The organism is Corynebacterium bovis DSM 20582 = CIP 54.80 (assembly GCF_030408615.1).
GTDB lineage: Bacteria > Actinomycetota > Actinomycetes > Mycobacteriales > Mycobacteriaceae > Corynebacterium > Corynebacterium bovis.
Genome location: NZ_CP047187.1, coordinates 642,419 through 667,426, shown reverse-complemented (window position 1 = coordinate 667,426; position 25,008 = coordinate 642,419). Strand labels below are relative to the sequence as shown.

Genomic DNA, 25,008 nt, shown 5'->3' with positions numbered 1-25,008 from the left:
GACGCCGACGCCGTTGGAGGGCACCGCAGCGTCGTAGTAGCGTGTGTACCCGACGTGTGCCCCGTGCCCGGGCCGCACACCACGTGCACCGCGGCACCCCAGCCCGCCACGAGGAGAACGAGGAGAAAACGTGTCCCAGGCCCCCGAGATCCGCCACATCACCAAGGTGCTCGTCGCGAACCGCGGCGAGATCGCCGTCCGGGTGATCCGCGCGGCACGGGACGAGGGCATCGACTCGGTCGCCGTGTACGCGGAACCGGACGCGGACGCCCCGTTCGTCCGGATGGCCGACGAGGCCTTCGCGCTCGGCGGCCAGACCCCCGCCGAGTCCTACCTCGACAGCGCCCGCATCCTCGACGCCGCCGCGAAGTCCGGTGCCGACGCGATCCACCCCGGCTACGGCTTCCTCTCCGAGAACGCCGACTTCGCCCAGGCCGTCGAGGACGCCGGCCTCATCTGGATCGGCCCCTCCCCCGACGCCATCCGCGCGCTCGGCGACAAGGTCACCGCCCGGCACATCGCCCTCGCCGCCGAGGCCCCGATGGCCCCGGGCACGAAGGAACCCGTCGCGGACTCCGACGAGGTCGTCGCCTTCGCCGAGGAGCACGGCCTGCCCGTCGCGATCAAGGCCGCGTTCGGCGGCGGCGGACGCGGCATGAAGGTCGCCTACACGATGGACGAGGTCGCCGAGCTGTTCGACTCCGCGGTCCGCGAGTCCATCGCCGCCTTCGGGCGGGGTGAGTGCTTCGTCGAGCGGTACCTCGACCGGGCGCGGCACGTGGAGTGCCAGGTGCTCGCGGACATGCACGGCAACTACGTCGTGGCGTCGACCCGCGACTGCTCCCTCCAGCGACGGTTCCAGAAGCTCGTCGAGGAGGCCCCCGCCCCCTTCCTCACCCCGGAGCAGACCGAGCGCCTGCACGAGTCGGCGAAGGCGATCTGCCGGGAGGCCGGGTACTACGGCGCGGGGACCGTCGAGTACCTCGTGGGGGCCGACGGGCTCATCTCCTTCCTCGAGGTCAACACCCGGCTCCAGGTGGAGCACCCGGTCACCGAGCAGGTCACCGGCTGGGACCTCGTCCGCGAACAGTTCCGCATCGCCGAGGGCCGCGAACTGTCCCGCACGACCGACCCCGAGCTCCACGGGCACGCCTTCGAGTTCCGCATCAACGGCGAGGACGCGGGCAGCGGGTTCATGCCCCAGCCCGGCACCGTCACCGCCTACCACGAGCCCTCCGGCCCGGGCGTGCGCATGGACTCCGGCGTCGAGGAGGGCGCGGTCGTCGGCGGGCAGTTCGACTCGATGCTCGCGAAGCTCATCGTGTGGGGCGAGACCCGCGAGCAGGCGCTCGAACGCTCCCGCCGGGCGCTCGACGAGTACACCGTCGAGGGCCTCCCCACGGTCATCCCCTTCCACCGGCGCATCGTCACCGACCCCGCGTTCGTCGGCGACGGCACGACCTTCGGGGTGTACACCCGCTGGATCGAGGAGGAGTGGGACAACACCGTCGAGCCGTGGTCGGCCGACGACGCCACCACCGGCACCGGGGACACCGTCGAGCTGCCGACCGAGCGGATGGTCGTCGAGGTCGACGGCCGCCGCGTGGAGATCGCCGTGCCCGGTGAGCTCGTCGCCGGCGGCCGGTCGCTGCGCCGCCCGCGGAAGCGCAGCGGGGGCGGCAGCCGGCACGCCGTGTCCGGGGACACCGTCGCCGCGCCCATGCAGGGCACGGTCATCAAGATCCTCGTCGCCGACGGGGACACGGTCGAGGAGGGGGACGCCGTCGTCGTCCTCGAGGCGATGAAGATGGAGAACGCGGTCAAGGCGCACAAGTCCGGCACCGTCACCGCGCTGTCCGTGACGACCGGCGAGGGTGTCACCCGCGGCCAGGCGCTGCTCGACATCGTCTGACCCCGGCCGGGACGGCACCGGGGGCCCCGGGGGGCACAACCGTAATGCATCTCCGGCGCAGCCCCCGGGTAAGGTGGTCGCACATCCCGGTCGACCGGGGAGCCCGTCCCGACCGGCCGTCACCCACCACGCGCCCGGCGGGGCCTCCCCTCCCCCCCGGACCTGACCTGACCGACACCCTCTGAGGACGCATGACCGACCCACGACCCGACGGCACACGAGCCCACGGTCATCCGACCCCCGGCCGGGACACCCCCGCGGCCGGCGGCGGGCACCCCCGGGACCGTGACCGCGGCAAGGGCACCATCCGTCGGATCCACGAACACCGGGCCGCGACACTCCGCCGCGCCGTCCCCGGCATCGGCCGCACCCTCGCCCTCCCCGGGCTCGGGCTGCTCATCCTCGCCGCCGTCATCGCCACCCTCCACGTCGTCTCCGTCCACCCCCTGTCCGGCTCCGGCACCGACCTCACCGCCGGCACGACCGTGACGATCCTCGCCGACGACGACGTCCTCGCGTCCGACGACTGCACCTTCTCCGACGTCGCCGGCGACGACATGTCCGACCGCTTCACGGCCGTGACCGTCACCCTGTCCGGCGACCCGGCGGTCCCCGTCGTCTCCCTCCCCTTCACCCGCACCCTCGGCGTGTGGGGCACGGTCACCGTCACCGACGACATCGACGGCGCCCTCCTCACCTGCGCACGCGGACAGGCGTGGATGTCCGCCTACACCCCCTGACCCTGACGATCATGCGCTGGGCCGTCATGGGCGGGACGGTCATCGGCGGGGCGCTCATCGTCCTCGGCGCCCTCGCGGGACTCGCCGCCCGGGCCGCGGTGACCCGGCGACGGTCCTCCGGCAGCTAAGCTCCGGAACCCGTGGAGAGTATCGCGAACCAACTCACGGGAACATTCGCCCGCCTCACCTCGGGACGGCGGGGCTACGTCCTCGCCGTCGACCAGGGCACGACGAGCACGAGGTGCATCGTCTTCGACGGCCGGGGCACGATCGTGTCCGTCGGCCAGCTCGAGCACCGGCAGCTCCACCCCGGGCCGGGCATGGTCGAACACGACCCGGAGGAGATCATCCGCAACACCCGGCGGGTCATGGCCGACGCCGTCGCCACCGCCGACATCTCCTCCGACGAGATCGCCGCCGTCGGCATCACCAACCAGCGCGAGACGACCGTCATCTGGGACCGGGAGACCGGCGAACCCGTGTACAACGCCATCGTCTGGCAGGACACCCGCACCGAGGACATCTGCTCCACCCTCGACCCCGCCCTCTTCCGCGAGCGCACCGGCCTGCCCGTGTCCACGTACTTCTCCGGCCCGAAGATCCGGTGGATCCTCGACAACGTCGAGGGCGTCCGCGAACGCGCCGAACGGGGCGAACTGGCCTTCGGCACGATGGACAGCTGGATCGTGTGGGAGCTCACCCGCCGGTCCCGCCACTCCCCCGGGCAGGACCGGGGCCGCCGCGGCCGGGCGGGCAGCGGGGCCCGGCACGTCACCGACGTCACGAACGCCTCCCGGACGATGCTCATGGACCTGCGGACCCAGCAGTGGGACGAGGAGCTGTGCGAGGCCCTCGGGGTGCCCGTGTCCCTCCTCCCGGAGATCGTCAGCTCCTCCGAGGTCGTCGGCCGGGTGCGCCGCCGCGGGCCGCTCCACGGCGTGCCCATCGCCGGGATCCTCGGCGACCAGCAGGCCGCGACGTTCGGCCAGGCGTGCACCGAGCCCGGCGAGGCGAAGAACACCTACGGCACCGGCAACTTCCTGCTGCTCAACACGGGCACGGAACCGCAGGTGTCCGACCACGGCCTGCTGACGACCGTCGCGTACCGGCTGGGCAACGCCCCGACGGTCTTCGCCCTCGAGGGGTCCGTCGCCGTCACCGGGTCGCTCGTGCAGTGGCTGCGGGACAACCTGGGGTTCATCTCCAGCTCCGCCGAGGTGGAGGAGCTCGCCCGGAGTGTCGACGACAACGGCGGCTGCTACATCGTCCCCGCGTTCTCCGGGCTCCTCGCGCCCCGCTGGCGCCCCGAGGCGCGCGGGGTCATCACCGGGCTCACCGGGTACGTGACGAAGGCGCACATCGCCCGCGCGGCCCTGGAGGCGACGGCGTTCCAGACCCGCGAGGTCGTCGAGGCGATGAACCGGGACTCCGGGGTGCCGCTGACGAGCCTGCGCGTCGACGGCGGGATGGTCGCCAACGAGCTGCTCATGCAGTTCCAGGCCGACCAGCTCGGCGTGCCGGTGACGGTGCCGGCGGTCAGTGAGACGACGGCCCTCGGCGCGGCGTACGCGGCCGGCCTCGCCGTGGACTTCTTCCGGGACGTCGACGAGATCCGGTCGCTGTGGCAGGAGGCGCGCACGTACACGCCCCAGGAGTCGAAGGAGTGCCGCGACGAGCGGTTCCGCATGTGGAACGCCGCGGTGGAGCGGACGTTCGACTGGCCGGTCCCGCGGGAGCCGGGCGCGGGCGGGGCGGCGGGCGCGGGCGCGGCGGGGGACTGACGCCGCCGGGGCTGACGCGACCGGCCGGGGGGAGGTCTCCGTCGGCACCCTCCCCGGGCCACCCCCCGGGACCACCGGGACGGGACCGGCCTCCCCCGCGACCGGACCCCGCGGCCGGACCCCGCGACCTACTGCAGGTCGTCAGGCTGGACGAGCTTCCGGGCGGCCTCCGTGACCGACCCGGACAGGGACGGGTACACCGAGAACGTGTTGGCGATGTCCTCGACCGTGAGCCGGTTCGTCACCGCCATCGCGATCGGCAGGATGAGCTCCGAGGCGATCGGCGCGACGACGACACCGCCGATGACGATGCCGGAGTTCCGCCGGCAGAACAGCTTCACGAACCCGTGCCGCAGCGACCGCATCTTCGCCCGCGGGTTGCCGCCGAGCGGGAAGACCTCCACGCGCGCGCTGACCTCACCCTCGAGGACCTGGCGGTGGGACACGCCGACCGTCGCGATCTCCGGGCGGGTGAACACCGCCGTGGACACCGTGCGCAGCCGGATCGGGGACACACCCTCGCCGAGGGCGTGGTACATCGCCACGCGGCCCTGCATCGCCGCGACGGACGCGAGCGGGAAGAGGTTCGTACAGTCGCCGGCGGCGTAGATGCCCGGCACGGACGTGCGGGACACCCGGTCGACCTTGATGTGGCCCGAGCGCTCCATCTCCATGCCGAGGCGGTCCAGGCCCAGGTCCTTCGTGTTCGGCACGGAGCCGACGGTCATGAGCGCGTGGCTGCCCGTGATCTCCCGGCCGTCGCCGGTGACGACCCGGACGCCGCCGTCCTCGGTGCGCTCGACGACGTCGACGCGCGCGTCCTTGACGAGGGACACGCCCCGCTCGGAGAGGACCGTCTCGAGGACGTCGGCGGCGTCCGCGTCCTCGTGCGGCAGCACGCGGTCACGGGAGGCGACCATCGTCACCTTCACGCCGAGCTCGGTGAACGCGGAGACGAACTCCGCGCCCGTCACGCCGGACCCGACGACGATGAGGTGCTCCGGCAGTTCGGTGAGGTCGTAGACCTGCCGCCACGTGAGGATGCGCTCCCCGTCCGGCTTCGCGCCGGGGAGGATACGCGGGGAGGCGCCCGTCGCGACGAGCACGAGGTCGGCCTTGATCGTCCGCTCCGTGCTGCCGTCGGTGTCCGGTTCGGCCAGCTCGACGGTGACGTAGTGGAAGGCGTACCCCGGGGCCGAGTCGTCGATCCGCCCGCGGCCGCGGACGACGGTCACCCCGGCGCGGGCCATCTGGGCGTTGACGTCGTTGGACTGGGCTCGCGCGAGGTCCCGCACGCGCCGGTTGACGTCGGCGTAGTCGAAGACGTTCGGGTCGTAGTTCGACCCGAGGCCCATGTCGTCCGCCCGGCGCATGTCGGTGCGGATACCGGTCGCCGAGATGAAGGACTTCGAGGGCACGCAGTCGTCGATGACGCACGCTCCCCCCATCCCCCGGTCCTCGACGACGGTGACGTCCGCACCGCTCTTCGCCCCCGCCAGGGCGGCCTCGTAGCCGGCAGGCCCGCCACCGATGATCACAATCCGCGTCGTCGTCACGTGTCTCGCTCTCTCCCGATCCGCTGGCCCCGGTCAGAGGCCGTCAGGTCGTGCTCGTCGTCCCTGTCTGTCGCAGGCTGTCGCACCGCCGGTCGTCGCACCCTCGTCCGGCCACCGGTCAGACCGCGCACCATGCTACCCGGCCTTCACATCCCCGGTGACCCGGGGTGGAAGTGGTCGACCACCCCGGCGAACAGCGCGACGCCGACGGGGATGCACCCCTCGTCGAAGACGATGTCCGGCTGGTGCAGGTCGGGTTTCTCGCCGACGCCCGTCCAGCTGCCGAGCCGGGCCATCGAGCCGGGCACCCGCTCGGTGTACCAGCTGAAGTCCTCCCCGCCGCTGGACTGGGGGGCCTCCCGCACCCCGTGGGGGTCGACGCCCTCCGCGGCCCGGGCGAGCACGGACGTCGCGACGTCGTCGTTCATCACCGGCGGCACCCCCTTGGTGTACCGCACCTCGACCCGGGCCCCCGTCGGCGCGACGATGCGCTCGACGAGCGCGGTGAAGGTCTCCTCGGCCGTGCGCCACACCCGGACGTCGCCGGTGCGCAACGTACCGAGGAGCCGCACCTCGCGGGGCACGGCGTTGAACGCGGAGCCCCCGTTGACCGCCCCGAACGTCAGGACCGTCCCGGTGCGCGGGTCCACGGTGCGGCTGAGTAGCGCCGGGAGCTGCGTGATGAGCGCCCCGGCGGCGTAGACGAGGTCGGCGGTGAGGTGCGGGCGGCTCGTGTGCCCGCCCGGCCCGGTGAGCACGACCTCGACGACGTCCGCCGCCGAGGTGATCGCGCCGGTCCGCAGGCCGATCTCCCCGGTGCGGAGCTTCGGCTCGCAGTGGAGGGCGAAGATGTGCCCCACCCCGGCGAGGGCGCCGGCGGCGATGACGTCGGTCGCCCCGCCGCCCATGACCTCCTCCGCGGGCTGGAAGATGCAGCGGACCCGCAGCGGCAGCGGGTGCTCCCGGCGGTACTCCGCGAGCGCGCAGGCGAGGCCGAGGACGACGGTCGTGTGGATGTCGTGGCCGCAGGCGTGCATGACACCGGGCACCCGGGAGGCGTAGTCGAGGCCGGTGACCTCGTCGAGCGGGAGGGCGTCGATGTCCCCGCGGAAGGCGAGGACGGGGCCGTCGCCCTCACCGATGTCGACGGTGACGCCGGTGCCGGGCAGCCGGTGCGGGTCGAGTCCGGCGGCGGTGAGGGTGTCGACGATGAAGGCCGTCGTCCCCTCCTCCCGGTGCGACAGTTCCGGGTTGCGGTGGAGGTGCCGCCGCCAGCCGGTGAGGGTGTCCCGGTTGCGGTGCAGCCAGTCGCGGGTGAACGCGGCCACCGAGCCCGTCCCGGCGGCGTCCCCCGTCGCCGCACCCGTCGTGGCTCCCGTGCCGGCCGTGGCTGCCGTGGCCGCCGCCGGCGCACCCGCCGTCGTGCCCGGCGTCGCGCCCGCCGCCGCCCCTGCCGGCCCTGCCGTGGTCCCCGCCGTCGTCCCGTCGCCGTCCACTCGTCTCCTGTCGTTGTTGCCGGACACGTCCGCGTCCATCCTATCCCCCGCTCCCCCGCACCCGGGGCGGTCGAGGTCTCCGGCCCCGGGTGCCGGCTACGCTGGGCCGCATGAGCGACCAGAACTCCCCCGCCGGCGGCACCGACGCCGCCGCCTCCCCCGACCCCGCCGACCTCGCGCGGCAGGCCGCCGACGCCCTCCGCGCGCGGACCGGCCGGGACTCCTTCGACGCCGCCGTCGTCCTCGGCTCCGGCTGGCGCCCCGCCGCCGACGTCCTCTGCGAGGGCCTGCCGGACGCGGACGTCACCGAGCTGGCGATGGCCGACCTGCCCGGCTTCCTCCCCCCGACCGCCGCGGGCCACGGCGGCACCGTCCGCGCCGTGCGCCTCGGCGACCGGGACGTCCTCCTGCTCCTCGGCCGCACGCACGCCTACGAGGGGCACGCCCTGTGGCGGACGGTCCACGCCGTGCGCACCGCCGCCGCGGCCGGGGTGTCCACCGCCGTGCTCACCAACGCCGCCGGGGGCCTGCTCGACGGCATGTCCGTCGGCGAACCGGTCCTCATCAGCGACCACATCAACATGACGGCGCGCACCCCGCTGACCGGCGCGGACTTCGTCGACCTCGTCGACGCCTACTCCCCCGCCCTCCGCGACCGGGCGCGCGCCCTCCGCCCGGGCCTCCGCGAGGCCGTGTACGCGATGATGCCGGGCCCGCAGTACGAGACCCCGGCGGAGATCCGGATGCTGCGCACCCTCGGCGCGGGGCTCGTCGGCATGAGCACGGTGTACGAGACGATCGCGGCGCGGCAGGCGGGGGTCGGGGTCCTCGGCCTGTCGCTCGTGACGAACCTCGCCGCCGGCATCACCGGCGAGCCGTTGAACCACGAGGAGGTCCTCGCCGCCGGGCGGGACGCGGCGACGGACATGGGCCGCCTGCTCCGCGAACTGGTGGGTGACCTGTGACGGGGCTGCGGTTCGGCACGGCCGGCCTGCGCGCGCCCGTCGGCCCCGGCCCGGACCACATGAACGTCTCCACGGTCAGCCGGGCGACGGCCGGGGTCGCGCAGTGGCTGCGGGAGCACGCGACGCCGCTGCGTGAGGGCGGGCCGTTCGCGGTGGCGGTGGGCTTCGACTCCCGCTACGGCTCGCACGCGATGGCCCTGGCGACGGCCCAGGTCTTCGCCGGTGCGGGGTTCGACGTCACGCTCCTGGCGGAGCCGACGCCCACGCCGGTGCTGGCGTGGGTCGTGCGCGACCGGGGGCTGGACGCGGGCGTGCAGATCACCGCGAGCCACAACCCGAAGGCGGACAACGGCTACAAGCTGTACCTCGCGGGCGGCTCGCAGATCGTGCCCCCGGCCGACCGGGAGATCGAGGCGGCCGTCGCGGCGCAGCCGTCACCGGCGTGGCGCATCCCCCGCGCCGCGAACGCGGGTCTCGACCACGGGGCGCGGGAGGGGTACGTCGCGGCCGTCGCCGGGCTCGAGGGCACGGGTGACGCCGCCGTCCTCGCGGCCCGCCGGACGCTCCGGATCGCGTACACGCCGCTCCACGGCGTCGGGGGGTCGACCCTGGAGGAGGTGCTGCGGTCCTCGGGGTTCGGGTCGGTGACGACGGTGCCCTCCCAGCGGTGGCCCGACCCGGAGTTCCCGACCGTCGAGTTCCCGAACCCGGAGGAGGCCGGCGCGACGGACGCGCTCGTCGCCACCGCCGGGGAGGTCGGCGCGGACCTGCTCATCGCCCTCGACCCGGACGCGGACCGGTGCATGATCGGCGTGCCGGACCCGCAGGCCCCGGGCGGGTACCGGATGCTCCGCGGCGACGAGACCGGGCCGCTCCTCGCCCGCCGGGTGCTGTCCCGGTACCGCCCGGCCGCCCCGGCCCCGACGCCGACGGACACGGCCGACGGCCCGGACGCCGCGGGGGCCGGCGCGGGGGCCGACGCCGCGCCGGTCGTCGCGACGACGATCGTGTCCTCCGGGCTGCTCGCCGCGATGGCCGAGGCCGAGGGGTGGGACCACCGGGAGACGCTGACGGGCTTCAAGTACCTGGCCCGCGCGGCGGACGACCGGCCCGGTGAGCTCGTCTTCGCCTACGAGGAGGCCGTCGGCACGTGCCCGGCCCCGGATCTCGTGGCGGACAAGGACGGCATCGCGACCGCGCTCGTCGCCGCCGCGTGGGCCGCCGAACTCGCGGCGGAGGGCCGGACGCTCCGCGACGAGCTGGAGGACCTCGACGCCACCTACGGCGTGTACCGGACCGCGCAGGTGGCGGTGCGGACCGCCGGGCCGGAGGAGGCCGCGGCCCTCGTCCGGGAGGTCACGGACGCGCCGCCGGCGTCGCTCGCCGGGGTGGGGGTCACCGCCGCGCCCCTCGCGGGCACGGCCGGGGTGCGCCTCACGGGGGAGGACGGCGGGGTCGCGGTGCGGGTCATCGCCCGACCGTCGGGGACCGAGCCGAAGGCGAAGTTCTACCTCCAGGTGTCCGCGCCCGCCGGTGCCGACGCCGCCCACGTGGAGGCCGTGCTCGACCGGCTCACGGCGGACGTGCGGGGGCTCGCGCCCGCGGTCTGACCGGGGACCGGGGGCTGGGGCCGCTCAGTCCCCCGGCCCGGGGGTGTCGGCCGTGTTCGCGGCCGTGTTCGTGTCGGTCGTGTTCGTGTCGGCCGTGTTCGTGGCCGTGTTCGTGTTCGTGTCGGCCGTGTTCGTGTTCGTGTCGGTCGTGTTCGTGGCCGTGTCGTCCGTGTTCGCCGTGTTCGGGGCCGTGTCGTCCGTGTTCGCCGTGTTCGGGGCCGTGTTCGTGGCCGTGTTCGTGGCCGTGTTCGCCGTGTCCGGCGTCTCCGGCTCCTCCGGCTCCTCGGGTTCCCAGTAGATGTCGACGGTGATCGTCGCCCGGTCCATCGCCGGCGTCGCCGCCGGCCGCGTCGACGCGGCCCGCCCCTCCCGGCGGGGCCGCCGGCGGCCCGGGACCGTCGTCACCGCATCCGGGTCGATCATCGACCCGGGCAGGGGGAACACCGCCGCCGGCGGCACGCCGAGCGCGGCGGCGAGGCGGTACAGCGTCGACAGGCGCGGGTCGACGGACCGGCCGTCCTGGCGGGGCCCCGCCTCGAGGCCGGAGATGTGGTTGAGGGTCACCCCGGAAAGGTCGGCGAGTTCCGCCTGCGTAAGCCCGGCGCGGAGCCGGAGCTCCCGGAGGCGCTCCGCCATGTCCGCGCTCAGCTCGTCCCAGGGGAACCGGGGCTCCTCCCCGTCCCCGTCCGCGTCCGGCCCCGGATCCCGCTGCGGAAACCCCCTCCCACGTGCGTCATCGTTCTCCCGGCCGGCCGACATGCCGGTGACCATGCGCGACCACGGGGACATTGCGTGCACGCTGGAGCGTGCACGCCGGTGTCCCCGCCCGCGGGTGGGGGGAGGGCCGGACCGGCGCCCCCTCCGACACCCCCGCCGGTGGTCGCGGCGCCGGTCGCGGCGCCGGCCGCGGCGGTCAAAGGTCGATGTTCCGCGGACCGTACAACCGGTCGCCCGCGTCGCCGAGCCCGGGCACGATGTAGGCGTCGTCGTTGAGCTCCGGGTCGATCGCCGCCGTGACGAGGCGGCGCACGGGGAGCCCGGAGCGCAGGACGGCGTCGACCCCCGGCTGCGCGGAGATCATGCACACGCAGATGATGTCGTCGGCACCCCGGTCGGCGAGCAGCCGCAGGGCGTGGAGGAGCGACCCCCCGGTGGCGAGCATCGGGTCGACGAGCATGACCGGCTGCCCGGACAGGTCCTCCGGCAGGGCCTCGAGGTACGGGACGGGTTCGTGGGTCTCCTCGTCACGGGCGAGGCCGATGAAGCCGACCTGCGCGTCGGGGATCATCGACAGCGCCGGGTCGACCATGCCGAGCCCGGCGCGGATGACGGGGACGATGATCGGCGGGGTGCGGAGCCGGTGCCCCTCCGCCGTCGTCACGGGTGTCTCGACGGGGAAGGACTCGGTGACGAGGTCGCGGCTGGCCTCGTAGACCAGCATCGCCCCCAGGTCGGCGAGCGCGGCGCGGAACCCGGAGTTGCCGGTCCGGGCGTCCCGCATGATCGTCAGTCGGGCAGCTGCGAGAGGGTGATCGACCACCGTGATTTCCATTCCCCCAAAATACGTCGCGCCGGGCGGGAACCCCGCACCCCGCCCCGGAGACTAACCGGACATGAGCACTCTCACACCCCTGGTCGTCGACCCCGACGGGGTGCGCCGCGCGGTCGCGCTGGCCCGGGACGTCGCCGCCGCGCTCTCCCCGGGGGCCACGGCGGCGCCGGTCGCGGGGCCTGTGCCGGTGGCGGGCCGTGCGCCGGTCGCGGATCCCGTGCCGGTGGCGGATCCCGTGCCGGACGCCGCAGTGCACGCCGTCACCGCGCTCCTCGCCGTCCCCCTCCCCCACGCCGCGCGCCTCGCCGACGCCCTCACCTCCGCCGCCGACCTCCACGCCCGGACGGCGGCGGGGCTGGGCGCGTTCTACTCCGGGGCCGCGGACGCGCTCGCGGCGACCGCCGCCGGGGTCACGGCCACGGACGCCGACGCCGGCCGCGTCCTCACCGGTCTCGCCGGTGCCGTCGGTCTCGCCGGTCCCGTCGGTGCAGCCGGTGCTGTCGGTGCTGTCGGTGCCGTCGGTGCAGCCGGTGCCGTCCCACCAGGCATGACCGTCCCATCCGACCTGTCCCTCCCGCCCGGCCTGCCGTTCCCGCCGGGCCTGCCGTTCCCACCCGGCGGTGGTGCCGGTCCGGGGGGTGCCGGTGCCGTGCCGTCGGCGGAGGAGCTCACCCGGAGGGTCGACGCCGCCCTCCCGGGGGCCGTCGCCTCCGCCGCCGTGCCCCGCCTCGACGACGCCGCGCTCCGGGTCCGCCGCGCCGTCGACGCCGGGGCGCAGCTCGCCGACCTCGCCCGGCAGGCCCTCGCGGCCGTGGCCGGCGCCGGCGCGGACATCGCCGGGATCGTCCGCGCGGCCGTGGAGGAGGCGGCGGCCGGCGCTCTCCGCGCCGCCGCCGGGTCCCCGACCGTGCCGGCCCTCGCCGCCGCGGCGCTGACCGCCGGCCTCACCGGCACCTCCGCCCGGGTCGACGCCCGCCTCGCGGCGCTCGACGACACCCTCGCCGACCTGCTCACCCGCACCGACGACGCCGTCGCCGGCCTCCCCGGCGTCCCACCGCCGCCCGGCCGGCCCGCGGACCCCGCCGCCGGGACCCCCGCACCCGCGCCGGCGGACGGCCCGGCGTCACGCCCCGGGGAGGTCGGCGTCGTCCCCCCTCCCCCGGAGGACAGCGGACCCGCACCCGGTGAACCCACCGGGCCACCACCGGCGGCCGCCGCACCCGCACCCGCACCGGACGCGCCGGACGCCGCACCCGCACCCGCTCCCGACGACGCGGGCCCCGGGGCGGCCGCCGTCGCCGCGGCCCGGTCCGTGCTCGGCACCCCGTACCGGTGGGGCGGGACGTCCCCCGACACGGGCTTCGACTGCAGCGGCCTGACCTCCTGGGCCTGGGCGCAGGCCGGGGTCACCCTCCCGCGCACCGCCGACGCCCAGACCGTCGGCCGGCCGGTGGGCCGGGAGGAGCTGCGACCGGGCGACCTCGTCGTGTGGGACGGGCACGTCGCCCTCGTCAGCGGGCCGGACACCATGATCGAGGCCGGGGACCCCGTGCAGGAGAACCCGGTGCGCACCGACAACGCCGGCATGACGTTCCTCGGGTTCTGGCGGCCGACCGGGTGAGGGCCGGGGTGGGGCGGGGGCAGCGCCTGAGGGGAGGGCCGGAGCGGGCGCGGCGACGGGCGCCGGACCGGGTGTCCGGGGCGGCCGGTCGCGGCGGTGACAGCACCCGAGGCGAGGTACTAGAATCACGCCCCATGGCAGACAACGGCGACAACGGCATCGTCCCCCTCGCACTGGAGATCACGAGCGGCACGTACACCACCCTGTGGGCCCCCGGCTGGACCTCGCGGGGTGAACAGTGGCAGGCGTTCCTCGGCGACGACGAGTCGGTGGTCGGGTTCCCCGACGCCGCACACCTCCTCGCGTACATCTCCACGACGCGCGGGCACGACCTCACCGACCACCCGAGGTGGGGGTCGTTCGTGCACGACGCCGCCGCCTCCGTCGTCCCCGGCGAGCGCGGGACGATCAGCCTCATCGAGGTCCCGCGCCTGCTCGCCGGGCGGCCGGGCTACGAGAACACCCGTGACGTCGCCGCCGCCTTCCGCGTCCTGCGCTCCCTCGGCACCGTCTGCGGCATCGAGCCCGTGACCCGGTTCTTCCACTCCTACTCCGTCCTCGCGAACGTCCAGCGCGGCGCGGACCACTACGCCGGCCCGAACGGCCTCGACGAGTGGTCGGCCGTGGGCCACGCCGTGCTCAGCAACTGGCGGTCCCTCCTCGACGCCCTCGAGGAGCACATCCGGACCCCCGAGGTCCCGGCCGACGAGGTCACCGCCGCGCAGGAGCGCATCGACGCCGCCGCGGAGAAGGCCGCCGAGCGCGCCGCCGCCGCGGGCACCGCCGGCACGGCCGACGCCGGTGCCGGGGCCGCGACGGGCACCGCGGTCGCCGTCGGTGCCGCGGACGCCGCCGGGGACGACGCCGACGCGACCCCGTCCGCCGCGTCCACCGCCGCCGGCACGCAGGCCGGGGAGGGGGACGTCGACCCCTACGACTCGACCCCGTGGGCGGAGGCCGGCATCGACCCGATCCGCATCACCGTCGACGGCACCTCCGTGTACACCCTGCGCTGCTACCTCGGGCGGGAGCGGCCGGTCTTCCTCGGCCGCCACGGGCTCATCACGACCTTCCCCAGCTCCCGGGCCCTCGTCCGGTGGATGATCGACAACCGCGACCACGACCTCGCCGACCTCGCCACGTGGGGTGACCTCGTCACCGCCGCGAACGCCGGCGAGCTGGAGGTCACGGTCCACCCGACGAACACCTACGCCTTCACCGGCCTGCGCGACGACATCGCCACCGGGGTCGACGCCGTGGACACCGACCAGCTCGGCCGGGCGTACGAGGTCCTCGCCGACGCCGCCGACTGGGCCGGGGACGACGGGGTGAACAAGGTCCTCCTCGCCTACCCGCGCCTCCAGGACTACATCGCGTACATGCTCGGCTCCCCGTCCGAGGGCACCCCCACCGCCCCGTTCGACGAGGAGGTCGCCGGCTGGCGCGAACTCGAACAGGGCCTCATCCGGCGCTTCTCCAAGTTCTGACCCGGCGCGGGAGAGAGCGCAGCGGCGGCGGTACTACACTCGAACCGTTGCCCTGACGATCCCCCGCCCGGAAGGAGTGGAGTGCCGGACCAGACCGCCCTCACCGACGTCAACGCCATCGAGCCGCCGCCGTCGCACCCGAGACTCCGCGAGCTGCTCCTCGCCTTCCACTCCCCCGGCCCCCGCTGGCCGGGGGCGTCCCGCGCGGCGTTGACCATCCTCATCCCCGGGGCCGTGGCGCTCATGCTCGGCCAGGGGGCGCACATGCTCACCATCGCCCTCGGGGCCTTCGCGGTCATCTACGGCGAGGGCCGTCCCTTCCGCTCCCGGTGGCGCGTCATCGTCACCGCCGGGGTGTGCCTCGTGGGCTCCGCGATGTCCGGCGCGTTCATCGGCCGCATCGTGTGGACACTCATCCAGCACGGCGGCACCCGGTGGTGGCTGCTGGTCATCGCCGGGTTCGCGTTGACCCTGGCGGTCGTCGTCACGTTCGTCCAGAACGCCCTGCGCCTGCCGATGCCCGGCGGGTTCTTCTTCGTCATGGTCGGCGGGGGCGGGGCGATGATGGGCCGGGGCGACGTCAACCCGCTGGAGATCGGCGCGTGGGCGTCCGTCGGCGCGCTCGTCGGGCTCGCCGCGGGCATGACGCCCGCGCTGCTCGGCGCGCACCGCCCGGAGGCGAACGCCGTCGACGTCCTGGAGAAGGCGGTGGCGGACTTCGCCGCGGCCGGCGGGCCGTCGGTGTCCCTCAACCACCAGGCGGAGACCGCCCTGTCCGCCGCATGGAACTCCCTCGCCGACGCCGGGGCGATCCGGGGCGGGCGCATCGTCGACGACACGCGCGCCCCGCTCGTCGAACGGACGATCCTCGCCCAACGCCGGCTGGCGCAGCTGAATCAGTCCGAGGTGTACGCCTCGGAGGCCGAGGCGCTCATGGACACGCCGAACTACGTGGACCTCTCCCGCACCGCCATCCCCCACGCCCGGCCGACGATCCGGTTCCGCATCTTCCGCTCCCTGACGTTCTACAGCCACGCGACCCTCGCCTCGATCAAGGTCGCCATCGCCGGCGCGCTCGCGGCGGTCGTCGGGCTGGCGTTGCAGTTCGACCGGCCGGACTGGGCCGTCGTCAGCGTCCTCGTCGTCATGCAGTGGGGGCCCGACCGGGTGCCCGGGACGATCCGGGGCGTCCAGCGCCTCATCGGCTCCCTGCTCGGCATCGCCGTGTTCGCGGCGATCCACAGCCTCGGGCTCAACGGGTGGACGCTGCTGCTCGTCATCTCCGCGCTGCAGTACGCGGCGGAGATCTACGTGCCGAAGAACTACGCCTTCGCGGTCATCTTCATCACCCCGCTCGCGCTGCTCATGGGCAACGCGGCGAACCGCAGCGACCTCGGGTGGGTCGTGCTGTCCCGCACGAGCGAGGTCGCCGTCGCCGTCGCCTTCTCCCTCCTGCTGCTGTGGGTGGTCCTCCCCCACACGGCGGTGCGTCACCACCGCATGGTGTCCCGACGCTGCGCCCACGCGATGGCGACGATGCTCGGCTCCCTCATGACGACGACCCCCGAGTCCGTCATGAACATCCGGCGCGACCTGCAGTTCGAGCTGCTCGGCGAACGCCGCGCGGCCCAGTCGCTCGCGCACGACCACCCGCAGGCCAGCGACCGGCGGTGGCAGCAGCACCTCCGCGTCCAGCGGGCCGGGTACTCCATCCTCGACTTCTGCTCGACGAACGAGAACCGCCTCGCGACGCGGGAGGAGGTCGGCGCGCTCGCCCGCCAGGTGCGCGCCGCCTTCCGCGACGGCGGTCCGGAGGGGGCGGCGGTGCACGCCACCGGAGGGGACGACGGGGGCCGCGGGGGCGACGGCCGGGTCGCGTCGGGGGACGGCGTCGACCGCGGGACCAGCGGCGACAGCGGCAACAGGGGCGACAGGGGCGACCGGGGCGACAGCGGGACCGGGGCGAACCCCGGGTCAGCAGACGGGGACGCTCAGCGTCCCCGGTGACGCCCCGTCGCCGGTGAGCAGGATCGCGAACCGGTCCCGGCCCCCGCCCCGCGGCAGCACCCCCACGTCACCCGACTCCCCGACGGTGCCCGAGTCCACCTCGCACCGGCCGTTGGACAGCCGCTGCGGGTCAGCGAGCACCACGGCGTCGTCCCGCCGGGAGGCGTCGTCGTACTCGGCGAGCGCCACGGCCCGCGACGGCCCGGAGCAGCTGATCTTCGCCCGCTGCCCCGGCTCCGGCGTCGCCGGGCGGCACGTCAGGCCCGCCCAGCCCGTGCCGTTCACCCGGTCCGGGACGATCCCCGGGAAGGCGTCGACGACCGCCCGGTCCTCCGCGGGCCACGGCGGGCGCAGGACGAACGCGTAGCCCGCGAGCCCGCCCGAGGCCACGAGGGCGACACCGAGCACGGCGGCGAGCACCGCCACGCCCCGCCGGCGACGCCGCCGCGTGCCCCGCGGCACCCGGCCCCGGTCAGGGCCTCCCGGTGCGCCCGGCGTGCCCGGCGCGGACAGTGCACCGGGTGCGGACACTGCGCCCGGTGCCGCCGGTGCTCCCGCGGCCCCCGCCACCGGCAGGGCGAGCGTCTCGACCGTGCCGGGCACCCGGGGCTCGGCACGCCGGGGCTCCGGCCGACCGGAGTCCGCCCGCCGGGGCTCCGCCCGACCGGGGTCCACCCGCCGGGGCTCCGGCCACGCCGTCCGGTCGCGGGGCGGTCCCGCACCCTCTCCCCCGCCGTCGCCGCCCGGCCGGCGCACGCCCGGGGACACCCCGGCCGCACGGGCCCGACCGGCCCCGACCCGAGCGGGGTCGCCGTCGTCCCCCTCCCCGCGCCTCCCGGCGACCGCGTCGATGACCGCCGACGCCGACCGGGTCCGCCGGGCGGGGTCCGGGTGCAGCGCGTCGGCGACAGCCCGGTTGACGACCGCGACCCGCCCGGCGTCCTCCGGCGCGAGATTCCCCGCGCGGTACGTCGGCACCCCGCGGGCGAAACGCCACGCGGGCTCGCTCATCGTGGACTTCACCGTGCGGAGCGTGAGCATCTCCGCGACGACCGCCGCGAAGGCGTAGATGTCCGACGCCCGGTCGGGCCGGGTGCCGGTGTCCGGGTCGGAGGAGAACAACTCCGGGGCGAGGTAGTGGTCGGTGCCGACGACCATCCCCTCCGACGTCACCCGCGTGTCCTCCGCGCTGAGGCTGATGCCGAAGTCGGTGAGCACCCCGGCGTCGACGCCGTCGCGGACCGGGCGGACGATGATGTTCGCCGGCTTGATGTCCCGGTGGAACACTGGCGGGGTGAGCGAGTGCAGGTGGTCCAGGGCGGCGGCGACGGGGCGGAGCAGCGTCACCGTCTCGTCGACGGTGAACGGGCGGCCCTCCTCCTGCCGGCGGCTGATGAGGGTCGCGAGGTTCGGCCCGTCGACGTACTCCATGACGAAGTAGGCGACGTCGTCCCCCGCCTTCCCCGCGTAGTACACGGAGATGATCGCGGGGTGGTGGATGCTCGCGAGGAGACGGATCTCCTTGCGGAACCGTTGCAGGCCCATGTCCCGGCCGACGCCGTGGCGGGAGAAGATCTTCACGGCCACCCACCGGGCGGTGATGTCGTCCCATGCCTTGACGACGACGCCCATCCCGCCGCGACCGATCTCCTCGAAGCGGGTGAGGCCCCGGGACCGGGCGACCTCGTCGAGGACCGGGGTCAGGTCCCCGAGGTCGTCAGGTGGTCCCGCGTTCACCATCTCTCGTCTCCTCCGTCGGTCAGGTCGTGGGCGTCGGGTCCCCACCCGGGGGTTCCGGGTGGGTCCGGGTGGGTCCGGGGCGGGGTCAGCTCACGACGGTGATCGGCTGGCTGACGCGCACCGGCTCGTAGCCCGCCTGGCGGATCTCGAAGTCGACGGTCCGCGGCCCGGGGGTGTCGACGACGAAGCGCTGCACGGAATTGCACGACTGGTCGATGCCGCCGTCATCGTACGACGGCAGCCGCGTGACGTCGTTGCCCTGCTCGTCGAGGATCCGCACCGTCACGGAACAGGTCCCCGAGTCACCGAGGCCCACCCCCTTCCACGCGATCGTGACCGACCCCTGGCTCACGTCCCGGGTCACGGGGAACTGGAGGAAGCCGGTGGCCTTCTCGTCGTAGAGCCTCACCGTGAGGGCCCGGAAGCCCCGGTCCTCCAGGCCCTGGAAGGTCTTCTCGACGGTCTTGGGGGTGCCGCGCCCGGGCTGCTGGGTCGTGAGGGTCAGCGGCCCCGAGGCCGTCGGGTCGACGGCGACGGTGCCGCTCGGCTCGGCGCCCGCGGAGCCCGACGGTGACGCGGCCGGGGTCGAGGTCGACGACGTCGTCGTGGCCGGGGCGGACGTCGTGGTCGTCGCCCGCGCGGAGGTCGTCGACGCGGAGAACGTCGGCGTCGGCGCGTCGTCCCCGCCCGAGGAACAGGCGGCGAGGAGCAGCGCCGGCGTCGCGGTCAGGGCCGCGAGGGCGCGCGCGGTCCGGCGCGCGGGGCGGGTCCGGCGGGCGGGGCGGGTCGTCGCGGGCGTGGTCACGGGCGTGGTCACGGGGTTCGTCGCGGAGGCCGTCACTGCTGCCCCTCCCCCTGCGCGGTGCGCGTCATCCGCGCGCCGACGATGCACCGCACGGTCCACACGAACTGGAGCACGGCGATCATCGCGACGGTGTTGACGAGGGCGAAGGCGACGACGCCGAGCATGCTCAGCGCCTGGCTCGCCTCGTCGAGGGCGTTGTCGAGGCCGACCAGGCCGCTGCTGCCCGAGCCGGAGGAGTCGTCCATGGTGAGGATGCCGAACCCGGCGTAGAGCCACACGAGGACGATGATGCCCCGGCCGATCGCCCACATGATGGACTCCGAGCGCCGGCGGCCCGGGGCCACCGCGAGCCGTGCCATGTCGAACTGGAAGGACGTGGTCCCCGTGGACGCCGGGGCCGGGGCGGTGCCGGCCTGGGCGAACGGGGTGCCGGACTGCCCGCCGGCGTGGGCGCCTCCGAAGGGCACCCCCGCGCCCGCACCGGAGGTGGAGGACACCGAGGACGCGGAGGAGGCGAAGGGCGCGGGGGCTGCGGCGCCGGCGGGACCGGACGCCCCCTCCGACGCGCCGCCGGCCTGCCAGCCGTCCTCGAAGGCGAGCCGCCGGAGCCAGGCGATGTCGACGACACCGTCGGGGCCGCGGAGCACCTCGTCGTAGGTCCGCCGGTGGTCCGCGCGGCCGAGGATCCGGCGGGCGGTGAGGACCTGGTCCAGCTCCGGACTGTCGGGGGTCAGCCCCTCCCGCTCGAGGCGGCGGACCTCGCCGTCGAGGTGGTCCCGCAGTTCGTCGCAGCTCCAGTCCTCGTTGAGGTCGAGGGCGTTGTAGAGGTTGTAGTTCGCCATGTGCGTGAGCCTTTCATCACCGGCGGCGTGCCGGTCTGCTGGTGTCCGTGCCGGGGCCGATGGCCCGACGGGACTCATGATGCGCGAGTAGCGCCTGTGCTGCACCCCGGACGTGTGGGGGTCCGGGGTGGTGGGTCGTCGGTCACCGTTGCCTGTGCTCGGTGAACGACGAGGTGGTGACGGTTCCCCCGTCCACGCGGTCGACGCTCAGGCCGTCCGGGGTGACGGTGATGGTCATCCCGCCCTCGGGTTCGGTGCGCCACCACGTTCCGCCGGACCCGGAGGCCGCGATGTCGTGTTCGGCCTGTCCCCCGCGGAACTCGCCGCGGTAGTACAGGCCGCCGGCGTCGCCGACGCGGCAGACGACGACCTGCGATTCACTGCCGCGTGCCGCGAAGACCCAGGTGTCCGAGGCGTTGCAGGACGCCCCGGGGCTTCCCGTCCACCCGTGGTCGGTGAGCCCGGCCGGCAGGGGGCCGGGGTCCGGGGTCGCCGGGGGGACGGGTCGTGGGGTGGGGGTCTCCCGGCGGGGCGGTGACGGGGTTCCCGGGGTGGGGGCCGACGGAACCCGCTGCGTCGGGGGCGTCTCATCCCGGGCCGACCGGTCCGTCGTCGGACGGTCGGGGGTGGTGGTGAACTGCGGGGACGGTGCTGCCGCCCCCGCCGGGTCGGTCTTCCACGGCTGCCAGGCGGCGAGGCCGCCGGCCACGGCGGCGACGAGCACCACCACGACGCCGGCGATGACCGCGCCGCCCCGCCGTCGCCGCGGTTCCGCGGGGGCGGCGGGTGCGTCCTGCCAGCCGGCCGACCCGGCGGACCCGGCGGCGTCCTGCCATCCGCCGGAGCCGGCGGCCCAGGTAGACCCGGCGTCGTCCTGCCAGCCGGCGGCGTCCTGCGACCCGCCGGCCCCGGAAGACCCGGCGGCCCCCCACTGCCGGAGGTCCAGCTGCGCGGTCTGGTCCGTCTCCGTCGTCCCGGCCGACCGGGGGTCGGGGGCCCGGGCCCCCTCCGGACCACCGGTCCGGTCCCGCGGGCCGGCGGGCCACTGTGAGGCGTCCCCGCCGGCGGTGTCGGACGGCCGCCGGGGCTCACCGGGCCGGCGACCCCATCCTCCGTCGTTCATCGTGATTCTCCTGATCTGTTCATCGTGCATGTCCCGCGGGTCGTCCGCGGCCGTGATGAATCCGGTGTCCCGGCGGCGGGGATCACCCGGCAACGTTATGCGCCGTCACACCCCGGGCCGCCGCCGGACGGGGACCGGTCCCCGGACGGCTGGACAGCTGCGGTCCGACCTGTCAGGGCCGGTGGCCGCGCGGTCCGGCCGGGGCCGTCGCCGTCCGCCACGGGCCGGTCACCGGATCGTCTTCAGCGGCCCCCACGTCGTCGACCGGCCGAGCCCCAGCGACCAGAAGTTCTCCAGGGCGAACCGGGCGAGGGCGAGGCGTCGCGTCGGCGCGTTGCCCTCCGGGGTGGAGAACCCGGGCACACCGTTGGCGTCGAGGGTCCGGCAGAGGTAGTCGATCTTCGTGTTGACCTTCTTCTTCGTCCACCCCAGGCGGTCCTCGAGCTGGGCGACGGACGGGACCTCCGTCACGTCCGCCGCCGGGAGCCGGAGGAGGGGTTCGACGAGCGCCGTGAGCAGCGCAACCTGGTCGAGGTTCGGGGAGAACGTCCCCACGGTCGGACGCCCGCCCACGACCACGGGCTCCGGCGCCTGCACCCCGCGGCCGGTCACGGCGACGCGGATCTCGTACGCGCTGGTGGCGGTGGCGAACACGACCGCGGACTCACCCGGGGGCAGCGGGAGCGACGCCCCGGGCCCGAGCCGCGACTGGCTGATCGACCTCTCGCCCCGGGTCTCCACAGAGACCGTGAGGCGGGTGCCCTCGTTCCCCATCCACCAGACCCCGTCGGCGGACCAGAACACCAGGAGCACCCGGTGCATGTGGGCGTCGTCCTCCCCGACGACGACACGACCCATCCTGCCGACGGTGAGGTCCTCACCCGGCGCGAGGACGACGCGCGTCCCCGAGAGGTCGTCCACGATCAGTCTCGGTGCGTCGCTCCCCGACACCGTCACATCAGCCTCCTCGAGCGTCTGCGGTCTGTGGCGCCGTTCAGCGCCGACGGGGACGTGTCCCCGAGAAAACCGCGTTCTTAATCCGAGCACGAATATAGTCCACGCATGATTCTGCCATCCCGCGGTCAGAATGCACACAGAAAGGACCGACATGCCTCAGACTCTCCCCCCTGGTGGACCGACCCCGTCCGACGGGTGGGGAACTCCCCCCACCCGGCGTGACAGCGCCGGCGGCGGACCCGGCGGATCGTCCCGCGGCGGGACGACGGCCACCATCACCGTCACCGGCCGGCAGAAGCGCGTCATCGCGCTCGTCGCGGCGGTCCTCGCGGCCGTCGTCGTCGCGGCGCTGGCCTTCGTCGTGGTCCGGAAGGTGACCGAGGAGAAGCCGACCGGCCCCCTCGGCTGGAGCGACGAGGAGACGATGAGCCACTTCATCGGGGCCGGGTTCCTCCAGGACTGCAACTTCGGCGACGACGCCTACGCGGCGATGGGCATCCACGACGTCAAGGTGTCCAAGGACGGGGAGACGTGCGAGGGCTACGTCCGGTCCGGCGACGACGGGCCGGAGGCGGCCGTGAGGATCAAGGTCTCCGGGAAGGGCTACCGCTACGACTCCGACGACTCGTCGCCCCAGGACCCGGACCTGTCGACGTGGAAGCGGAGGAGCACGACCCGCTCAAGGGGCGCCAAGGTGTGCCAGTACTGGGGAGCCACCGGGAACCTCGCTCCCACGTACGTCGAGACCACCGGGCCGTGCGACGCCATCGACCCGGCCGCCCGGTTCCTGCAGGACCTCACCGCCCAACGGGACTGGATCGCCGCCGCGAACAGCGCGAAACAGGGCGGCGGAAAGTTCACGGTCGAGCGGCCCCGGAACCTCCGCATCACCCCGCCGACCTTCCGGCTGGACGACGCCACGTGGCAGAAGCACCTCACCGACGCCAAGGACCAGCCGTCGAAGGAGACCGTCAACTTCCTGGAGTCGCGGGACAGCACGTTCGACCTGACCGAGATGTCCGCGACGCGGACGGAGAAGGGCACGGAACTGTGCTTCGCGGCCACGTTCACCCTCGGCGAGGGGGTCCGGGACAACAACTGGTACCCGCCGCAGCTCGTCATCCAGCTTCCCGGGGAAAAACCGGACTCGGTCGACCTGTCCTGGAACCCCGTCGGCGACGAGACGGTCCGTCCGGGGCTGACGGCACAGGGCCGGAGCTGCACGACGATCACGACGTTCCGCACCATCGACGTGCCCGTCGCCGTCGGCGGACTGTCCCGGAACGCCTCCTACACGCGCGATTCGTCCGACAACATGAGGTGGATCTGGAAGACCCGCATCTGAGGGGACATCCGGGCGGCCCGACGCACCTCATGTGCTACTCGGGCGCCCCGGGCGTTACCCTGACTGTTATTCCCCGTATGTCCGTAAGTGCCGGGTTCCCCGGGTTCCCCGTGGTCCCCGGGCCCCCGGGGCCCGCCGTCCGCCCGCCCGGGCACCACGACGCCCGGCCGCCCCGGGCCCCGGCCCCCCTGGTACACCGGTACACCGACGCCCGCCCACACGGGCACAGAAAGGATCCCCGATGGGACGCCACTCACTCACCCGCACGACCCGCCGCCGACCCGCCCACCGGGCGCACCGTCCGGCGCTGCTCACCGCCCCGGTCGTCGCCGCCGTGGGGGTGCTCGTCGTCCCCGGGACCGCCCTCGCCGCACCCCAGCCGGCCCTCAACCCCTCCGGGACCGTCGCGGCGCCGCCGCGGACGCAGATCACCGTGGAGCACACCCCCACCGGCTTCCACGCCGGGACGGCGAACGAACACGAGTCCCGGCCCGCGTTGTCGCTGGTCAAGATGTACATCGCGGACTACGTGTTCACCCACGGCGACCCGGCGGACCGGGACGCGGCGACGCAGATGCTGCGCTTCTCCGACGACGCCACCGCCTCCCGCCTCTACGCGAAGTACCCGCAGAGCATCACCGACACCGCCGCGGCGTACGGCCTCACCGACACCCGCGCCGCCGCGCACTGGGGCAACTCCACGACGTCCACGGCGGACAGCGTGCGCTACCTGGAGGCGAAGAAGCGGCAGAACATGACCGACCCGGTGCTCACGGCGCTGGCGACGGCCTCCCCGGTCGCCGCGGACGGCTACCACTAGGACTACGGCACGGCCGTTCTCCCCGGCGTCACCGGCACGAAGTGGGGGTGGTCCGACGACCGGCGGAGCCTCCACGCCTCGGCGTCCTTCGGCCCGGACTTCTCCGTCGCCGCCGCGACGTACGGCCCCGCCGAGCAGCTGACCGGGGACGTCCTCGCGGCGTTCCCGGGGCAGGGTGCGGGGCCCGCGGCCGGGGGTGTGCCGGGCGGGGTGCCCGGGATCCCGGTGCGGCCGGTGGTGCAGGACGCGGTCACGGCCGCGGCGGACGCGATCGCCGCCGCCGGGGCCGGGGTCCCGGGCTCCGCCGACGCCGGTCGCGGGGCCGCCGATGCGGTGACGACGGCCACCGCCCCGCTCATCGACGCCCTCCCCGAGTCCCTGGCGGTGCCGGGTGTGCCGGCGGCGCCGGCGCTGTCCGCGCCGCCCGCGCTGCCGCCGGCGCCGATCCTGCCGCCGATGCCGCCGCTGCCGTGACCGGCGCGGGGGCGGGGGCGGGGGCCGACGCGTAACCGGCGCGGGGGTCACCGGCGCGGGGGGCGGGGGCGTCACCGGCGCGGGGGCGGGGGCGCGGCGTCGGCCCCCGGTCGGCAGGCGTCGGCCCCGTGTCGCAGCGTCGTCCCCCCCTCAGCAGGCGCCCCCGGCAGCGACC

At 74.9% G+C, this 25,008-nt stretch carries 20 protein-coding genes; 11 read left to right on the top strand and 9 right to left on the bottom strand.

What is annotated here, in order from left to right:
• The first annotated feature begins 130 nt into the window (after positions 1-130).
• From CBOVI_RS02585 to glpK, 3 genes are all read left to right on the top strand, one after another.
• A complete protein-coding gene (locus tag CBOVI_RS02585; RefSeq protein ID WP_010270145.1) occupies positions 131-1,912 on the top strand; it encodes an acetyl/propionyl/methylcrotonyl-CoA carboxylase subunit alpha in 1,782 nt (593 codons plus the stop codon).
• 191 nt (positions 1,913-2,103) lie between these two features.
• Positions 2,104-2,652 (top strand): hypothetical protein, encoded by a 549-nt coding sequence (locus tag CBOVI_RS02580; protein ID WP_010270142.1) that lies wholly within the window; start codon positions 2,104-2,106, stop codon positions 2,650-2,652.
• 149 nt (positions 2,653-2,801) lie between these two features.
• Positions 2,802-4,433 carry a glycerol kinase GlpK gene (glpK, locus tag CBOVI_RS02575; protein WP_232625992.1) on the top strand — a complete coding sequence of 544 codons (1,632 nt, stop codon included), beginning with the start codon at positions 2,802-2,804 and terminating at the stop codon, positions 4,431-4,433.
• A 128-nt stretch (positions 4,434-4,561) separates the two neighbouring features.
• Here the strand turns inward: glpK and CBOVI_RS02570 are convergent, their stop codons facing one another.
• Together CBOVI_RS02570 and CBOVI_RS02565 are read right to left on the bottom strand one after the other, a co-directional pair.
• Positions 4,562-5,989 (bottom strand): NAD(P)H-quinone dehydrogenase, encoded by a 1,428-nt coding sequence (locus CBOVI_RS02570; protein WP_043362011.1) that lies wholly within the window; start codon positions 5,987-5,989, stop codon positions 4,562-4,564.
• A gap of 146 nt (positions 5,990-6,135) precedes the next feature.
• The gene (locus CBOVI_RS02565) at positions 6,136-7,524 is read right to left on the bottom strand and encodes an amidohydrolase (protein ID WP_125186184.1); all 1,389 of its coding nucleotides are present in this window, start codon (positions 7,522-7,524) and stop codon (positions 6,136-6,138) included.
• 71 nt (positions 7,525-7,595) lie between these two features.
• On the opposite strand from CBOVI_RS02565, the gene CBOVI_RS02560 reads away from it, so the two are divergent.
• A complete protein-coding gene (locus tag CBOVI_RS02560; RefSeq protein ID WP_125186185.1) occupies positions 7,596-8,450 on the top strand; it encodes a purine-nucleoside phosphorylase in 855 nt (284 codons plus the stop codon).
• The gene (locus CBOVI_RS02555) at positions 8,447-10,060 is read left to right on the top strand and encodes a phospho-sugar mutase (protein ID WP_125187150.1); all 1,614 of its coding nucleotides are present in this window, start codon (positions 8,447-8,449) and stop codon (positions 10,058-10,060) included. Before CBOVI_RS02560 ends, CBOVI_RS02555 begins: the two co-directional genes overlap by 4 nt.
• A gap of 24 nt (positions 10,061-10,084) precedes the next feature.
• Here the strand turns inward: CBOVI_RS02555 and CBOVI_RS02550 are convergent, their stop codons facing one another.
• Both CBOVI_RS02550 and upp read right to left on the bottom strand, forming a co-directional pair.
• The gene (locus tag CBOVI_RS02550; protein ID WP_083826074.1) at positions 10,085-10,849 is read right to left on the bottom strand and encodes a helix-turn-helix transcriptional regulator; all 765 of its coding nucleotides are present in this window, start codon (positions 10,847-10,849) and stop codon (positions 10,085-10,087) included.
• A 124-nt stretch (positions 10,850-10,973) separates the two neighbouring features.
• A complete protein-coding gene (gene upp, locus CBOVI_RS02545) occupies positions 10,974-11,612 on the bottom strand; it encodes a uracil phosphoribosyltransferase (RefSeq protein ID WP_010271727.1) in 639 nt (212 codons plus the stop codon).
• Between the two features lie 61 nt (positions 11,613-11,673).
• Here upp and CBOVI_RS02540 point away from each other — a divergent pair, with 61 nt between their 5' ends.
• The 3 genes from CBOVI_RS02540 (at position 11,674) to CBOVI_RS02530 (ending at position 16,727) form a co-directional block, all read left to right on the top strand.
• Positions 11,674-13,233: a C40 family peptidase gene (locus CBOVI_RS02540; protein WP_269780434.1), complete on the top strand. Its 1,560-nt coding sequence runs from the start codon at positions 11,674-11,676 to the stop codon at positions 13,231-13,233.
• A 134-nt stretch (positions 13,234-13,367) separates the two neighbouring features.
• Entirely contained in the window at positions 13,368-14,720 is a 1,353-nt protein-coding gene (locus tag CBOVI_RS02535; RefSeq protein WP_125186420.1) for a SatS C-terminal domain-containing protein, read from the top strand.
• A gap of 81 nt (positions 14,721-14,801) precedes the next feature.
• A complete protein-coding gene (locus tag CBOVI_RS02530; protein ID WP_010273572.1) occupies positions 14,802-16,727 on the top strand; it encodes an FUSC family protein in 1,926 nt (641 codons plus the stop codon).
• Here CBOVI_RS02530 and CBOVI_RS02525 read toward each other — a convergent pair.
• From CBOVI_RS02525 to CBOVI_RS02505, 5 genes are all read right to left on the bottom strand, one after another.
• The gene (locus tag CBOVI_RS02525) at positions 16,695-18,467 is read right to left on the bottom strand and encodes a serine/threonine-protein kinase (protein ID WP_183273649.1); all 1,773 of its coding nucleotides are present in this window, start codon (positions 18,465-18,467) and stop codon (positions 16,695-16,697) included. The two genes, CBOVI_RS02530 and CBOVI_RS02525, sit on opposite strands and share 33 nt — an antisense overlap.
• Positions 18,468-18,552: 85 nt before the next feature.
• A complete protein-coding gene (locus tag CBOVI_RS02520; RefSeq protein WP_125186459.1) occupies positions 18,553-19,308 on the bottom strand; it encodes a hypothetical protein in 756 nt (251 codons plus the stop codon).
• Positions 19,305-20,114 carry a hypothetical protein gene (locus CBOVI_RS02515; RefSeq protein WP_010267209.1) on the bottom strand — a complete coding sequence of 270 codons (810 nt, stop codon included), beginning with the start codon at positions 20,112-20,114 and terminating at the stop codon, positions 19,305-19,307. The genes CBOVI_RS02520 and CBOVI_RS02515 overlap by 4 nt, the downstream gene beginning before the upstream one ends.
• 142 nt (positions 20,115-20,256) lie before the next feature.
• Positions 20,257-21,237: a hypothetical protein gene (locus CBOVI_RS02510; protein WP_125187155.1), complete on the bottom strand. Its 981-nt coding sequence runs from the start codon at positions 21,235-21,237 to the stop codon at positions 20,257-20,259.
• Between the two features lie 228 nt (positions 21,238-21,465).
• Positions 21,466-22,158: a hypothetical protein gene (locus CBOVI_RS02505; protein ID WP_232625809.1), complete on the bottom strand. Its 693-nt coding sequence runs from the start codon at positions 22,156-22,158 to the stop codon at positions 21,466-21,468.
• Positions 22,159-22,345: 187 nt separating this feature from the next.
• Here CBOVI_RS02505 and CBOVI_RS02500 point away from each other — a divergent pair, with 187 nt between their 5' ends.
• From CBOVI_RS02500 to CBOVI_RS02490, 3 genes are all read left to right on the top strand, one after another.
• Positions 22,346-23,539, top strand: coding sequence for a hypothetical protein (locus CBOVI_RS02500; protein ID WP_010267158.1), 1,194 nt, complete (start codon positions 22,346-22,348; stop codon positions 23,537-23,539).
• A 241-nt stretch (positions 23,540-23,780) separates the two neighbouring features.
• Entirely contained in the window at positions 23,781-24,359 is a 579-nt protein-coding gene (locus tag CBOVI_RS02495; protein WP_010267156.1) for a hypothetical protein, read from the top strand.
• A 234-nt stretch (positions 24,360-24,593) separates the two neighbouring features.
• The gene (locus CBOVI_RS02490) at positions 24,594-24,833 is read left to right on the top strand and encodes a hypothetical protein (RefSeq protein WP_198485150.1); all 240 of its coding nucleotides are present in this window, start codon (positions 24,594-24,596) and stop codon (positions 24,831-24,833) included.
• Positions 24,834-25,008 lie beyond the last annotated feature (175 nt).

Excerpts from the sequence above, each read along its gene's own strand:
- CBOVI_RS02580 (WP_010270142.1), top strand. The coding sequence starts at position 2,104 with ATGACCGACCCACGACCCGACGGCACACGAGCCCACGGTCATCCGACC.
- CBOVI_RS02565 (WP_125186184.1), bottom strand. The coding sequence starts at position 7,524 with ATGGACGCGGACGTGTCCGGCAACAACGACAGGAGACGAGTGGACGGC.
- CBOVI_RS02560 (WP_125186185.1), top strand. The coding sequence starts at position 7,596 with ATGAGCGACCAGAACTCCCCCGCCGGCGGCACCGACGCCGCCGCCTCC.
- CBOVI_RS02550 (WP_083826074.1), bottom strand. The coding sequence starts at position 10,849 with ATGTCCCCGTGGTCGCGCATGGTCACCGGCATGTCGGCCGGCCGGGAG.
- upp (WP_010271727.1), bottom strand. The coding sequence starts at position 11,612 with ATGGAAATCACGGTGGTCGATCACCCTCTCGCAGCTGCCCGACTGACG.
- CBOVI_RS02540 (WP_269780434.1), top strand. The coding sequence starts at position 11,674 with ATGAGCACTCTCACACCCCTGGTCGTCGACCCCGACGGGGTGCGCCGC.
- CBOVI_RS02535 (WP_125186420.1), top strand. The coding sequence starts at position 13,368 with ATGGCAGACAACGGCGACAACGGCATCGTCCCCCTCGCACTGGAGATC.
- CBOVI_RS02525 (WP_183273649.1), bottom strand. The coding sequence starts at position 18,467 with ATGGTGAACGCGGGACCACCTGACGACCTCGGGGACCTGACCCCGGTC.
- CBOVI_RS02515 (WP_010267209.1), bottom strand. The coding sequence starts at position 20,114 with ATGGCGAACTACAACCTCTACAACGCCCTCGACCTCAACGAGGACTGG.
- CBOVI_RS02510 (WP_125187155.1), bottom strand. The coding sequence starts at position 21,237 with ATGAACGACGGAGGATGGGGTCGCCGGCCCGGTGAGCCCCGGCGGCCG.
- CBOVI_RS02500 (WP_010267158.1), top strand. The coding sequence starts at position 22,346 with ATGCCTCAGACTCTCCCCCCTGGTGGACCGACCCCGTCCGACGGGTGG.
- CBOVI_RS02495 (WP_010267156.1), top strand. The coding sequence starts at position 23,781 with ATGGGACGCCACTCACTCACCCGCACGACCCGCCGCCGACCCGCCCAC.